The sequence below is a fragment of the Streptomyces sp. NPDC056128 genome, from assembly GCF_042263835.1.
Classification (GTDB): Bacteria; Actinomycetota; Actinomycetes; order Streptomycetales; family Streptomycetaceae; genus Streptomyces.
This window is the reverse complement of record NZ_JBHJVQ010000007.1, coordinates 141,969-155,273: the sequence shown is the minus strand read 5'-3', so window position 1 is coordinate 155,273 and position 13,305 is coordinate 141,969. Positions and strand designations below refer to the sequence as shown.

The following is a 13,305-nucleotide window of genomic DNA, read 5'->3' as shown; positions in this document are numbered from 1 at the left end:
GACATGACCAGCACCCTGCTCACCGAGGACCAGCAGGCCCTCGTGGAGACCACGCTCGACTTCGCCCAGGACCACCTCGCCCCGCACGCCCTGGACTGGGACCGCGACAAGCACTTCCCCGTGGACGTGCTCCGCAAGGCGGCCGGGCTGGGACTCGGAGGCGTCTACGTCCGTGCGGAGTACGGCGGTTCGGAGCTGAGCCGGGCCGACGGCGTCCTCGTGTTCGAGACCCTCGCCTCCGGCTGCCCGTCCATCGCGGGCTACCTCTCGATCCACAACATGGTCGCCTCGATGATCGACCGCTACGGCGACACCGCCCAGCGCGAGCGATGGCTGCCCCGCCTGTGCGCCATGGACGACCTCGCCGGCTACTGCCTGACCGAGCCGGGCGCCGGCTCGGACGCGGCGGCCCTGACGACCCGTGCCGTACGGGACGGCGACGGCTGGGTGCTCACCGGCGTCAAGCAGTTCATCTCCGGCGCCGGAGCGGCCCAGTCGTACGTGGTGATGGCCCGCACCGGCGGCGGGGGCGCCGACGGCGTGTCCGCGTTCGTCGTCGACAAGGACGATCCCGGTCTCGCCTTCGGGCCGAACGAGCGGAAGATGGGCTGGAACGCCCAGCCGACCCGCCAGGTCGTCCTGGACGGGGTCCGCCTGCCCGACGACCGGCTCCTCGGCCGCGAGGGCGAGGGCTTCCGCATCGCCATGAACGGCCTAAACGGCGGCCGGCTCGGCATCGCCGCCTGCTCCCTCGGCGGCGCCCACAGCGCCCTCGACCGCAGCCTCGCCCACCTCGCCGACCGCGAGGCGTTCGGACAACGCCTCCTCGACGCCCAGGCGCTGCGCTTCCGGCTCGCCGACATGGTGACCGAACTCGCCGCCGCCCGCGCCCTGGTCCAGCAGGCCGCGCAGGCGCTCGACCGGGGCGATCCGCAGGCGCCGTACCTGTGCGCGATGGCGAAGCGGTTCGCCACCGACACCGGCTACTCGGTCGCCGACCGCGCGCTCCAGCTCCACGGCGGCTACGGCTACCTCAGCGAGTACGGCATCGAGAAGATCGTCCGTGACCTGCGCGTCCACCAGATCCTGGAAGGAACGAACGAGATCATGCGCGTCATCGTGGCCCGCGGCCTGACGGAGGCGTTCGGATGAGCGACGTCCTGTTCCGTACGAGTGGCCACGCCGGCCACATCACCCTCAACCGCCCCAAGGCCCTGAACGCCCTCACCCACGAGATGGTGCTCCGCGTCGACGAGGCGCTCACGCAGTGGGAGCGGGACCCGGCCGTCGAGACCGTCGTCGTCACCGGCGCGGGGGAGCGCGGCCTGTGCGCCGGTGGTGACATCCGCGCCATCCACGACGACGCCCGTGACGGGGACGGCACGGCCTCGGCCGCGTTCTGGCGTGACGAGTACCGGCTCAACGCCCGGATCGCCCGCTACCCGAAGCCGTACGTCGCCCTCATGGACGGCATCGTCATGGGCGGCGGCGTCGGCATCTCCGCGCACGGCAGGGTCCGGATCGTCACCGAACGCTCCCGGATCGCCATGCCCGAGACCGGCATCGGCTTCGTCCCCGACGTCGGCGGCACCCACCTGCTCGCCCTCGCCCCCGGCGAACTCGGCACCCACCTCGCCCTGACCGGCGCACAGATCGGCGCCGCCGACGCCCTGCTCTGCGGACTCGCCGACCACTACGTGCCCGCGGCCTCACTCCGGGCCTTCGCCGACGACCTCGCCCGGCTGCCGGTACGCGAGGCCCTCGGGCGGCATGTCCAGGAACCGCCACCGGGGGAACTGGCCGGTCGACGGGACTGGATCGACGGCTGCTTCGCCGCGGACACCGTCGAGGAGATCGTCCGGCGGCTCCTCGCCCACGGCGACCCGGCCGCCAAGGAGACCGCCGAGACCCTGCTCACCAAGTCCCCGACCGCGCTCAAGGTCACCCTGACGTCGCTGCGCCGCGCCCGACGGCTCGGCCCGCTGGAGCGGGTCCTCGACCAGGAGTACCGCGTCTCCTGCGCCTGCCTGCGCGGCCCCGACCTGGTGGAAGGAGTCCGCGCCCAGGTCATCGACAAGGACCGCAGCCCCAGTTGGTCGCCGGCCACCCTCGGCGACGTCACCGACGCGGACGTCGAGCGCTTCTTCACCCCCCTCGGCGAGCGCGAACTCGGGCTCGCCGCCGGATCCGACACCCCCGAGGAGGTGGCCTGGTGAGCCGTACCGTCGCTTTCGTCGGACTCGGGCACATGGGCGGCCCGATGGCCGCCAACCTGGCCAAGGCCGGCCACCGGGTGCTCGGCCACGACCTGGTCCCCGCGGCCGTGGAGGCCGCCGCCGGGACCGGCGTCGAGCCCGCCGCGTCCGTGACCGAGGCCGTCGCCGTCGCCGACGTGGTCGTCAGCATGCTGCCCGCCGGACGCCACGTCCTGGGCCTCTACGACGACATCCTGGCCACCGCCCGCCCCGGCACCCTCTTCCTCGACTGCTCCACCATCGACGTCGCCGACGCACGCACCGCTCACGAGCGGGCCCTCGCCGCCGGGATGCGCGCCCTGGACGCGCCCGTGTCCGGCGGGGTGGTCGGGGCCGAGGCCGCCACGCTGACCTTCATGGCGGGCGGCGGCGAGGCCGAGTTCGCCGAGGCGCGCCCCCTGCTGGAGGCCATGGGCAAGAAGGCCGTCCACTGCGGCGGGCCGGGAGCCGGACAGGCCGCCAAGATCTGCAACAACATGATCCTCGGCGTCTCCATGATCGCCGTCAGCGAGGCGTTCGTCCTCGGCGAGAGCCTCGGACTGTCCCACCAGGCGCTGTACGACGTGGCCTCCACGGCATCCGGACAGTGCTGGGCCCTCAGCGTCAACTGCCCCGTCCCCGGCCCGGTGCCGACCAGCCCCGCCAACCGCGACTACCGGCCCGGTTTCGCCGCGTCCCTGATGGCCAAGGACCTGGGCCTGGCCGCCAACGCCGTCCACGAGGGCGGCGTACACGCGGAACTCGGCCTCCGAGCCGCAGAGTTGTTCGCGGCCCACGCCGAACGGGTCGGTGACGCGGAGGACTTCTCGGGCATCGTACGTAGCATCAGGAACCTGAGCGGAGAAGCCACGTGACCATGGACTTCGAGACCATCCTGGTCGAGCGCAAGGGCCGCACCGCCCTGCTCACCCTCAACCGGCCGAAGGCACTCAACGCGCTCAACCTCCAGGTGATGAACGAGGTCGTGGCCGCCACCGAGGCCCTCGACCGGGACCCGGACTGCGGCTGCGTCGTCATCACCGGTTCGGCCAAGGCGTTCGCGGCCGGCGCCGACATCAAGGAGATGCGGCCGCAGGGGTACATGGACATGTACCTCACCGACTGGTTCGCCGCCTGGGACCGGCTCGGACAGCTGCGGACCCCGACCGTCGCGGCCGTCGCCGGATTCGCGCTGGGCGGCGGCTGCGAGCTGGCCATGCTCTGCGACATCCTGCTCGCCGCCGACACCGCCGTCTTCGGCCAGCCGGAGATCAAACTCGGGGTGATCCCCGGTATCGGCGGCTCCCAGCGGCTGACCCGCGCGGTGGGCAAGGCGAAGGCCATGGAACTGTGCCTCACCGGGCGCACCATGGACGCCGCCGAGGCGGAGCGGGCCGGGCTGGTCTCCCGGGTCGTGCCGGCGGACGAGCTGGTGGGGGAGGCGCTGGCGGTCGCCGAGACCGTGGCCGGGATGTCGCTGCCGGTCGCGATGATGGCGAAGGAGGCCGTCGGCCGCGCCTTCGAGACCACGCTCACCGAGGGCGTCCGCTTCGAACGCCGCCTGTTCCACGCGGTGTTCGCCACCGAAGACCAGAAGGAGGGCATGGCGGCCTTCACCGAGAAGCGGTCACCCAGCTTCCGGCATCGCTGAACCGGACGGCGCGGGCCGCCCTGCGAAGGCCCCGCGCCGTCACACCCCGGTGCTCTCCACCGGACAGGGCACGTACGTCCGCCGGTCGGGATCGACGGCCAGCCGCCCGCCCGCCGGTGGACGGGCCCGCCGCGCGCAGTCACGACGCTCGCAGATCCGGCAGCCGAGGCCGATCGGGGTGGCGGCGCAGCGCTGAACCGGACCGGGTGTCAGTGCTCCCGGACATACTCGTACCGCGGCGCCGCCCGGGCGCCGCGGTACGAGGGGAGCAACATGGCTGAGGTGCTGGTCTTCCACCATGGACAGGGCCTGACCGCCGGCGTTCGCGAGTTCGCGGATCAGCTGCGACAGGCCGGACACACCGTCCACGCCCCAGACCTGTACGAGGGGCAGGTATTCGACACCCTTGAGGAGGGTCTCACCTACGCCGGGAACACCGGCTTCGCCACGATCACCGCGCGCGGAACCACCGCCGCCGAGAAGCTGCCCGCGGAACTCGTCTACGTCGGCTTCTCACTCGGCACTCTGCCGGCACAGAAGCTGACCCAGACCCGCCCCGGCGCGAAGGGCGCGCTGCTGCTCGAATCATGCGTCCCGGTCTCGAAGTTCGGCGGCGCCTGGCCCCGGGACGTCCCGGTCCAGATCCACGGCATGGACGCGGATCCCTACTTCGCCGGGGAGGGCGACGTGGACGCCGCCCGCGCGCTCGTGGAGACGGCGACGGACGCCGAGCTGTTCCTCTACCCGGGCGACAGGCACCTGTTCACCGACAGCAGCCTGCCGTCCTACGACGAGCAGGCCGCGAAGCAGGTCGCCCATCGGGTGCTCGGCTTCCTCGACCGCATCAAGTAGGGGGCACCTCGCGGACCGCCGGTGAGGCGTCGAACAGCGCGTGCACGGCCGCCTGGACCTGCGTGGCGACCACCTCGGGGGTGGAGGTGTCGAGCTTGCCGTCGAGGTGCAGGAACGCGAGGCCGTGGACCAGGGCCCACACCGTGGTCGACAGGGCGTCCGCGTCCACCTCGGGGAAGGTGGCGCGGACGATGCCGCGGACGTACTCCGAGATGGCCGCGGTGGCGGCGACCCGTTCCTCGCTCGTGGGGTCGCAGGGCTCGGCGAACATCACCCGGAACAGGGCCGGGTGGTCGAGCGCGAACCGGACGTAGGCGACGGCGACCGCGGCGAGTTCGTCGGGCGTCGAGGGCGCGGGGTGGGCCTCGGCGAGGTAGCCGGCCAGCTCGCGGTACCCCTCGGCGGCCACCGCGGAGACGAGGGCGTCGCGGTCGGCGAAGTGGCGGTAGGGGGCCGTCGCCGACACCCCGGCGCGCCGGGCGACCGCGCGCAGCGAAAGGCCGGCGCTGCCGTCTGCTTCGAGGAGTTCGCGTGCGGCTCGCAGACAGGCGGCGCGCAGATCGCCGTGGTGGTACGTGCTGGCCTGCGGCACAGGTCACACCTCTCTATGTTTACGGCGCTTACATCGTCCTCTAATGTGAACGATGCATACATCGTAGGTGACCGAGACGAACGAGAGGAATCGGGATGACCAGCGAGCTGTTCTCGCCGCTGCCCCTGCGCTCCGGACAGGTGCTGAAGAACCGGATCGCCAAGGCGGCGATGGAGGAGAACCTGGCGGGCGACGGCCAGCTGCCCGACCAGCGGTTGCCGGCGCTCTACCGGCGCTGGGCCGCCGGCGGCAGCGGACTGCTGATCACCGGCAACGTCATGGTGCACGCCGAGGCGCTGACGGGCCCCGGAGGCGTCGTGCTCGACGAGCACGCGCCGCTCGAGCCGTTCGCCGCGTGGGCCGAGGCCGGCAAGTCCGCCGGTGGCGCGATATGGATGCAGATCAACCACCCCGGCCGGCAGGTGGCCTCCGACATGCCCGGCGTCGTGTGGGGTCCCTCCGACGTCGGCGTCGACCTGGGGCGGCACAGCGGTCGTTTCGGCCGTCCGGAAGCCATGTCCCCCGAGCAGATCGACGCCACCGTGACCCGGTTCGCGGTCACGGCGCACCGTGCCGAGAAGGCGGGCTTCGACGGTGTGGAGATCCACGCCGCCCACGGCTATCTGCTGTCGCAGTTCCTGTCTCCCCTGGTCAACCGGCGCACCGACCGGTGGGGCGGGTCGCCGGAGAACCGCGCGCGGATGCTGCTCGACGTCGTCCGCGCCGTCCGTGCCGCCGTCTCGCCGTCCTTCGTGGTCGCGGTGAAGCTCAACTCCGCCGACTTCCAGCGCGGCGGATTCGACGCCGACGACGCCCGTCAGGTCATCGAGATGCTCGAACCGCTCGGCGTCGACCTGGTCGAACTGTCCGGCGGGAGCTACGAGAGCCCCGCGATGACCGGCCGCTCCGCCGACGCACGCACCCAGGCGCGCGAGGCCTACTTCCTGGACCTGGCGCGCGAGCTGGTCAGGACCAGTCCCCTCCCGCTGATGCTCACCGGTGGCATCACGCGGCGGACCACCGCGGAGCGGGTCCTCGACAGCGGTGTGGGCGTCGTCGGCATGGGCACCGCCCTCGCCGTCACTCCCGACCTGCCCGACCGCTGGCGGAACCAACGCGAAGCCGACCGGCAGATGACACCGGTGACCTGGTCCGACAAGGCCCTCGCCTCGGCCGCGGGCATGGCACGGGTCCGGCACCAGATGCGCCGCCTCGCCCGCGGAAGTGACCCCAGGCCCCGGATCCACCCGGTGTACACCCTGCTCTCCGAGCAGTGGAAGCAGCGCGGGGCACTGCGCCGCTACCGTGCCTGGCTGTAGGCCTCGCGGGGCGACGAGGCGGTGCGCCGCCCCGCTTAGCCGGACCAAGGCTCAGCGAACCCCTGTCGCCTTCAGGACCTTCAGCGCCCCCGTCAGGAGCCTGGCCCAGGCTTCGGGGGAGACGCGGGCGGGCGGCGTGAATCCCTGGAGGCGCTGGTGGGCGACGGTCTGGGGCTCGGTGTACTTGAGGATGCCGTCGGCGCCGTGGCGGCGGCCGAGTCCGGAGTCGCCCATGCCGCCCATCGGCGCGTCGATGCTTCCCCACGCGGCGGCGAACGCCTCGTTGACGTTGACGGTTCCGGCGCGCACGCGCGCGGCGACCGCCCTGCCCCGGGCCCCGTTGCCGGACCACACGCTGGCGTTGAGGCCGTAGGGAGTGGCGTTGGCCCGCGCGATCGCCTCCTCGACGTCACGGAACGAGTGGACGGAGACGACGGGGCCGAAGGTCTCCTGGTCGTGCAGCGTCATGTCGGGGGTGACATCGGTCAGGATCGTCGGTTCGTAGAAGAGTGGCCCCAGGTCCGGCCGTGCCCTGCCGCCCGCGAGGACGGTCGCGCCCTTGGCCACGGCGTCGTCGACGTGCGTGGTGACGGTCCTCAGCTGGGACACGGTGGTGAGGCTGCCGACATCGACGCCGTAGTCGTACGCGGCGCCGAGCTCGAGTTTCCCGGTGCGGGCGACGAACGCGGCGACGAAGGCGTCATGGACGGACTCGGCCACGTACAGGCGCTCGACGGAGACGCAGAGCTGGCCCGCCGAGGGGAAGCAGGCGGCGACGGCGCCTTCGGCGGCCTTCTCGATGTCGGCGTCGTCCAGGACGATCATGGGGTTCTTGCCGCCGAGTTCGAGGGACGCGCCGATGAGACGCTCCCCGGCGTCGCGCGCGATCCTCCGCCCGCTCGCGGTGGAGCCGGTGAACATCATGTAGTCGGCGTTGTCCATGAGGGCGGGGCCGATGGAGCCGCCCCGGCCGATCACCATCTGCCACACCCCGTCCGGCAGCCCGGCCTCGTGCATCAGGTCGAGCGCCCACAGCGCGGTGAGCGCGGTCTGGGTGTCGGGCTTCTGGACCACGGCGTTGCCGGCCATCAGCGCCGGGAGCGCGTCGCCGGCCGCCATGCTCAGCGGGTAGTTCCACGGGGAGACGACCGTGACCACGCCCTTGGGGTGGCGCAGTTCGGTCGTGCGGGTCAGGACGGGGATCGCGCCCCGGCGTCGCCTGGGGTTCAGGTACCTGGCGGCGTTGCGGGCGTAGTACCGGGCGGTGATCGCGATGTCGGTCACTTCGAGGAAGGCGTCCCGGCGGGTCTTGCCGTTCTCGGCCTGCATCAGGTCGAGCGCCTCGTCCTGGCGGGCCAGGACCAGGTCGTGGAAGCGCAGCAGGATCCTCTTGCGCTGCTCGACGGGTGTGGCGGCCCAGGTCTGCTGGGCGGCACGGGCGCGGGTGTACGCGTCCTCGACGTCGGGGGGCGTCGAGACCGGGATGTCGGCCAGCGGGAGGCCGGTGTACGGGGCGCTGGTGGTGACCCGTTCGGCGTCCGCGGCCGCCGAGACCCGTGCGGTCAGCCGGGTGAGCAGGGCCGGGGTCAGGGACGCCGGGAGGGCCGGGCCGCGGGTGGTGGTGGGGCGGGTGGCGTGGTCGGTGACCATGGTGGGGCTCCTTGTCACTGGCTGCGGCTCTGGACGGAGGTGGGGACCGGCATGTGCAGGGCGAGCTGGCCCTCGGTCACGACGTCGAACTGGACCGTTCTCCTCGGCTTGAGCGAGCGCAGTTCGTCGGCCATGCGGCCCTGGCCGACCTGGAGGGTGAGGCCGCGGGGGAGACGTGCCGTACCGGCCGACAGCACATGGGTCTGGCTCAGGGTGGAGTGCCACGCGTCGTCGATCGTCGTGTACGAGGTGAGCGAGGTGACGCGCGCGCCGCCGGGGTGGGCGGTCTGCGCGGGCGTGGCCGCCGAGAGGGAGAGGTCGGTGCCGCCCGTGTCGTTGGCGACGCGCGCCGTAGTGCGGTCCGCGTCGATGTCGACGTCGAGGGCGGTGACCCACTTGGGGAACCCGTAGCCGTCGTGGCCGCGGACCTGGGCGATCCGGGTGCTCACGGGCAGGGCCAGCACGTAGGAGTCGAGGTGTTCGTTCTTCAGACCGGCGACGAGATCGAAGAAGCCGAGCCCGCCGTGCCGGGCCGGTTTGACGGCGATGCCGACGGCGGCCTCGGTGTAGAAGTCGATGTCGCACACGTCGTAGCGGAAGAACATCACCGACACCAGGCCGAGCCCGGGCGCGACCTCCAGCGGCGCGAGCTCCTTCGGCAGCCGGGAGCGGATCGCCCGGGAGGGGGCCGGCATCGTCAGCCGGGCGGTCGAGACGCGGTAGTAGAAGTTCGGGGTGAGGGTGGGGCCGATGGCGGAGTCGACCCGCGTCTTGGGCAGCCGCCGGAAGAAGTCCACCCCGCTGACGCGGGGGTCGCGGGCGACCTCGTCGAGGTCGGTGTCCATCCGGTACCGGTCGTACAGGCCGCCCCTGGGGACGGTGACCGTGCGGCCACCCAGATCGACCTCGACCCTGTCCCGCCCGTCCGGTTCCTGTGGGCTCGATGGCATCGGAGCAGCTCCCTTGCGCTCATGTTGACGGTGCATACATGAAGCTAACCCGGTCATGTAAGCACCGTCAACACTGGGGGGAGTCCGGTCACCTGTCCTTGGCCAGGGCCACCAGTTCGGCGAACAGGCCGCCGGCGCCGACCAGGTCCTCGTACGTCCCGTGCTCGATGACCCGGCCCCGGTCCATGACCAGGACGCGGTCGGCGAGGCGGGTGTTCTCCAGTTGGTGGGTGACCACGATGGTCATGCGCTCGGCGGCGATCCGTTTGATCTCCAGGAAGATCGCGTGTTCGCCGCGGGCGTCCATCTGGGAGGTCGGCTCGTCCAGGATCAGCAGGGGTGTCCGCCGGTACAGCGCGCGTCCGCAGACCAGGCGCTGCCACTGGCCTCCGGAGAGTTCGGCGCCTCCCCACAGCTCCTTGGCGAGGAGGGTGTCGAGCTGCTGGGGAAGCTTCTCCACGGCCTCGCGCATGCCGACCGCGTCGACGACGTCCCACACGGGTCCGTCGTCGAAGGTCCTGGGCTGTCCGAGTGTGATGTTCTCGCGGGCGCGCAGGGGCCAGCAGGCGAAGTTCTGCGGGACGAGCGCGGTCCGTTTCCACACGGCGTCGGGGTCGGCGTCGGCGAGGTCGACTCCGTCCCAGGAGACGCGCCCCTTGTCGGCCAGGAGGATGCCGGTGATGAGTTTGGCGAGGGTGGACTTGCCCGAGCCGTTCTCGCCGACGATCGCCAGGATCTCGCCCCGGCGGAGCGCGAGCGAGACCCCGGCGACGGCCGGTTCGTCCTTGCCGGGGTACTGGTAGACCACTTCGTCGATCCGGATCTCGTCCACTCGCTCGGGAATGGTCGACGTCCCGCGCCGGGGCGCGCGTTCGGCGGCCAGTTCGAGGAAGGCCCGCATGTCGGCCAGGTAGAGCGAGGTGTGGAACATCGCGGCGCCGTGGATGACGAACTGGGACAGCGCCGCGAGCGTGGTCTGCACGGCGACGACGGCGGTGGCGGCGACGGGCAGGGCGACCCGGCCGTCGGCCGTCAGCCAGGCGAGGGTGGCCCAGGTGCCCAGCAGGAAGACCCCGCCCAGCGCGCTGGTGGACAGCACGATGCGCAGCATGCGCGGGGCCGCGGTCAGGGTGCGCCGGTCGATGCGGTCGGACAGCGCGCGGTACCAGTTCAGGAGGTAGCCGGTCATGCCGTTGGCGCGGACCTCGTCGCCGTGCCGGGAGTAGGTCGCCCACCAGCGCATCATGGTCCGGACGTTGCGGTCGCCGACGTTGAGGTAGTGGGTCTCGTACGTGACGCGTGCGGACAGCACGGCTCCGGCGCCGGCCGGGAGGACGGCCAGCAGGAGCAGGGGCAGCATCAGCGGGTGCAGCGCGGTGACGACTCCGCTCGCGGCGACCATGCGGATCAGGGCGGACATGAACCGCTGGGCGTCCTGGACCATCATCCGGGTGCGGGTCACGCCGACTTCGGCGGCCTCCTGCCGGTCGGCGAAGCCGTCCTCGCCGTACGCCGAGGACTCCACCCGGCACACGGCGGCGACCAGGGCGACGTCCGCCTCGGTCATCAGCAGGGGAGTGATGCGGCCGTCGGCGTAGGAGGACAGGGCGCCGCTGATCCGGCCGACGGCGGCCGCGGCCGTCACCACGACCAGGGCGGGCAGCGCGCCGTCCAGGCGTTCGGAGACCGGACCGTTGCCGAGGATGTGCGTCATGGCCCGAGCGGTGAACGCGAGGACGACGGCGGCCGCGACGCCGGTGAGCAGCTGACAGGCGAGGAGCAGGACGACGCCTGCCCTGTCGACGGCCCACGCCAGCCGCGCGGTGTGCCCCAGCACCGAGGGCAGGCGGCGGCACATCGCCGCGAAACTGGCATCCGCCAGCGGGTTCTTGCCGTGCATCCCCCCGAAGGTGAGGGCAGCCGGTGGCGGAGGGGGCGGCGTTCCCTCGTTCGCGGTCGAGGCGTGAGTCACAGTCACCTGCGTCCCTCCTGAAGGTCGGTACCGTGCCTGGACGGCTCGGTGGTGCCCGGCACAACGAGGCGGACCCGGAATCGAACGCGCTCGATTCCGGACGCGCTGGACCCCTTGCCGCCCAAGGGAGCGAACGGGGCGGCTCGTTGCTGGAGCCGGTCCCGCGCGCACGGACGTGGCCGAATCGCCGATGGTGGCCAGGGCGTCCGTCAGTGGGTCGGCCGACCGATGAGTTCCGGGCCCTGTCGGGGTCATGGTTCGCAGGACCGCTGACAGACTTATGCGCCCCTACCGAAGGAGAGCCATGGCAAAGCTCATCTACTCGATGGTCACCTCGCTCGACGGTTACGCCGAGGCGGCCGAGGGCGACCTCGGCACCGGGGCCGAGGATCCGGAGGTGCACACCTTCATCAACGACCTCTTCCGCCCTGTCGGCACCTACCTCTACGGCCGCCGGATGTACGAGACGATGGTCTATTGGGAGACCGCGCACACCGAGCCCGACCAGCCGCCGCACATCCTGCAGTACGCCCGCGACTGGCAGGCCGCCGAGAAGGTCGTGTACTCCACGACGCTCGAGTCGGTGTCCAGCGCGAAGACCAGGATCGAGCGGACCTTCGACCCGGAGGCGGTGCGCAAGCTCAAGGCCGAGGCCGAGGCCGACCTCACCGTCGACGGCCCCAACCTCGCGGCCCAGGCGATCGCGGCCGGTCTGGTGGACGAGTACCACCTGTTCATCACCACCAGCGTGGTCGGCGGCGGCAAGAGGTTCTTCCCCGACGGCGTACGCCTCGATCTGGAAATGGTCGAGGAGCGTGCCTTCGACAGCGGACTGATCTACGCGCGCTACCGGACCCGCTGAACCGCACGGCCGGTCTCACCGGGGGCGGACGCCAGGGGGGCGGTGGCCCGCCTCACCCCTCTGCGAAGATGACGAACATGGCCTCGCCCTCGTCCTCCTCGCCCCGCCCCGTCGGTACCCCGCCCACCAGCAGTGACGTGGCACGTGCCGCCGGGGTGTCGCGGGCCACGGTCTCCTACGTCCTCAACGACACCGAGGGCGGGCGCGTCAGCGAGGCGACGCGTGAGCGGGTACGGGAGGCCGCCCGGCAACTCGGCTACGTGCCGCACGCCGTGGCGCGGGCCCTGCGGGCCGGACGCAGCGGGATCGTGCTGCTGACCGCGCCGGCGGTCACCGTGGGGCCGCTCTTCGCGCGCACGTTCGCCGAGTTGCAGCAGGAGCTGTCCGCACTGGGCCACACGGCCGTGCTCTACGGCCCCACCGGCGTCCGGGGCGCGGACGCCGGCCGCCGCTGGGCCGAACTGCGGCCCGACGCCGTGCTGTCGCTGCGCGACGACAGCATGGACGAGGACGCCGTGGCCGTCCTGCACCAGGCCGGCGTCAAGGTCGTACTCGACTTCGGTCCGGCGCCCGTCGCGGGCGCGCATGCCCTGGTGACCGATGAGGAACAGGTCGGCTTCCACGCGGCGACCCATCTGCTGGCGGCGGGCCGCAGGACCCTCGGCGTGATCACGCCCGTCGACTCCTCGCTGCGCGGGTTCGCCGAGCCCCGGCTGGCCGGTGTCGAGCGAGCCGCCCGGGCCCAAGGCGGCGCCACCGTCGTACGGCAGACCCTGTCCCTCGACGAGGAAGCCGCGCCGCGGTGGGCTCGGCAGTGCGCGGCGGACGGGGTCGACGGCCTGTTCGCGTACAACGACGAGTACGCGGCGCTCGCCGTGCGCGCGCTGCAGGACGCGGGAGTGCGTGTGCCGGAGGACATCGCGGTCGTCGGCGCGGACGATCTGCTGATCGGCAGACTGCTCCGGCCCCGGCTCACGACCGTCCGTCTCGACTACATGCCCTCGCGCGAGATCGCCCGACTGCTGGACCGGCTGATCGGCGCCCCCGACACGCCGCCGGAGACCCACGACATGCTCCGCGCGGAAATCGTCGTGCGCGAATCGGCCTGACCCGGACCCCCGGTTCGAGCGCGCTCCGGCCTGCGACTCCTCCAACTTCTCAACACAGCCCCCCTCGGAAGTAACGAAAAGCATCGAGGGGTGTACGACACCTTCCCATGCTTA

Annotated in this window: 12 protein-coding genes and 1 pseudogene; 8 read left to right on the top strand and 5 right to left on the bottom strand. The window is 72.1% G+C overall.

Going from position 1 to position 13,305, the window contains the following annotated elements; all coding sequences use genetic code 11:
- The first annotated feature begins 3 nt into the window (after window positions 1-3).
- The 4 genes from ACFC1X_RS17015 to ACFC1X_RS17000 are packed head-to-tail and all read left to right on the top strand — an operon-like array spanning window position 4 to window position 3,885.
- Window positions 4-1,152 (top strand): acyl-CoA dehydrogenase family protein, encoded by a 1,149-nt coding sequence (locus ACFC1X_RS17015; protein WP_376354168.1) that lies wholly within the window; start codon window positions 4-6, stop codon window positions 1,150-1,152.
- Window positions 1,149-2,216, top strand: coding sequence for an enoyl-CoA hydratase/isomerase family protein (locus tag ACFC1X_RS17010; protein ID WP_376354165.1), 1,068 nt, complete (start codon window positions 1,149-1,151; stop codon window positions 2,214-2,216). The genes ACFC1X_RS17015 and ACFC1X_RS17010 overlap by 4 nt, the downstream gene beginning before the upstream one ends.
- Window positions 2,213-3,109 (top strand): 3-hydroxyisobutyrate dehydrogenase, encoded by an 897-nt coding sequence (mmsB, locus tag ACFC1X_RS17005; RefSeq protein WP_376354162.1) that lies wholly within the window; start codon window positions 2,213-2,215, stop codon window positions 3,107-3,109. Before ACFC1X_RS17010 ends, mmsB begins: the two co-directional genes overlap by 4 nt.
- 2 nt (window positions 3,110-3,111) lie before the next feature.
- Complete coding sequence (locus ACFC1X_RS17000; protein WP_376354159.1) at window positions 3,112-3,885, top strand: enoyl-CoA hydratase; 774 nt, start codon at window positions 3,112-3,114, stop codon at window positions 3,883-3,885.
- 39 nt (window positions 3,886-3,924) lie between these two features.
- Here the strand turns inward: ACFC1X_RS17000 and ACFC1X_RS16995 are convergent.
- Window positions 3,925-4,071, bottom strand: a pseudogene (locus ACFC1X_RS16995) (short-chain fatty acyl-CoA regulator family protein); the annotation flags it as partial.
- An 87-nt stretch (window positions 4,072-4,158) separates the two neighbouring features.
- On the opposite strand from ACFC1X_RS16995, the gene ACFC1X_RS16990 reads away from it, so the two are divergent.
- Entirely contained in the window at window positions 4,159-4,737 is a 579-nt protein-coding gene (locus ACFC1X_RS16990) for a dienelactone hydrolase family protein (RefSeq protein WP_376354156.1), read from the top strand.
- On the opposite strand, the gene ACFC1X_RS16985 is transcribed toward ACFC1X_RS16990, so the two are convergent.
- Window positions 4,730-5,329 carry a TetR/AcrR family transcriptional regulator gene (locus ACFC1X_RS16985; protein ID WP_376354153.1) on the bottom strand — a complete coding sequence of 200 codons (600 nt, stop codon included), beginning with the start codon at window positions 5,327-5,329 and terminating at the stop codon, window positions 4,730-4,732. The two genes, ACFC1X_RS16990 and ACFC1X_RS16985, sit on opposite strands and share 8 nt — an antisense overlap.
- Before the next feature lie 95 nt (window positions 5,330-5,424).
- Here ACFC1X_RS16985 and ACFC1X_RS16980 point away from each other — a divergent pair, with 95 nt between their 5' ends.
- Entirely contained in the window at window positions 5,425-6,648 is a 1,224-nt protein-coding gene (locus ACFC1X_RS16980) for an NADH:flavin oxidoreductase/NADH oxidase family protein (RefSeq protein ID WP_376354152.1), read from the top strand.
- Between the two features lie 51 nt (window positions 6,649-6,699).
- Here the strand turns inward: ACFC1X_RS16980 and ACFC1X_RS16975 are convergent, their stop codons facing one another.
- From ACFC1X_RS16975 to ACFC1X_RS16965, 3 genes are all read right to left on the bottom strand, one after another.
- Complete coding sequence (locus ACFC1X_RS16975) at window positions 6,700-8,298, bottom strand: succinic semialdehyde dehydrogenase (protein ID WP_376354149.1); 1,599 nt, start codon at window positions 8,296-8,298, stop codon at window positions 6,700-6,702.
- A gap of 14 nt (window positions 8,299-8,312) precedes the next feature.
- On the bottom strand, window positions 8,313-9,248 hold the full coding sequence (locus tag ACFC1X_RS16970; protein ID WP_376354147.1) for an acetoacetate decarboxylase family protein: 936 nt from the start codon (window positions 9,246-9,248) through the stop codon (window positions 8,313-8,315).
- 88 nt (window positions 9,249-9,336) lie between these two features.
- A complete protein-coding gene (locus tag ACFC1X_RS16965) occupies window positions 9,337-11,148 on the bottom strand; it encodes an ATP-binding cassette domain-containing protein (RefSeq protein WP_376354144.1) in 1,812 nt (603 codons plus the stop codon).
- A 376-nt stretch (window positions 11,149-11,524) separates the two neighbouring features.
- Here ACFC1X_RS16965 and ACFC1X_RS16960 point away from each other — a divergent pair, with 376 nt between their 5' ends.
- Window positions 11,525-12,082, top strand: a complete 558-nt coding sequence (locus ACFC1X_RS16960; protein ID WP_376354141.1) for a dihydrofolate reductase family protein — start codon at window positions 11,525-11,527, stop codon at window positions 12,080-12,082.
- Between the two features lie 77 nt (window positions 12,083-12,159).
- Window positions 12,160-13,191, top strand: a complete 1,032-nt coding sequence (locus ACFC1X_RS16955) for a LacI family DNA-binding transcriptional regulator (protein WP_376354138.1) — start codon at window positions 12,160-12,162, stop codon at window positions 13,189-13,191.
- The last annotated feature ends 114 nt before the right edge of the window (window positions 13,192-13,305 follow it).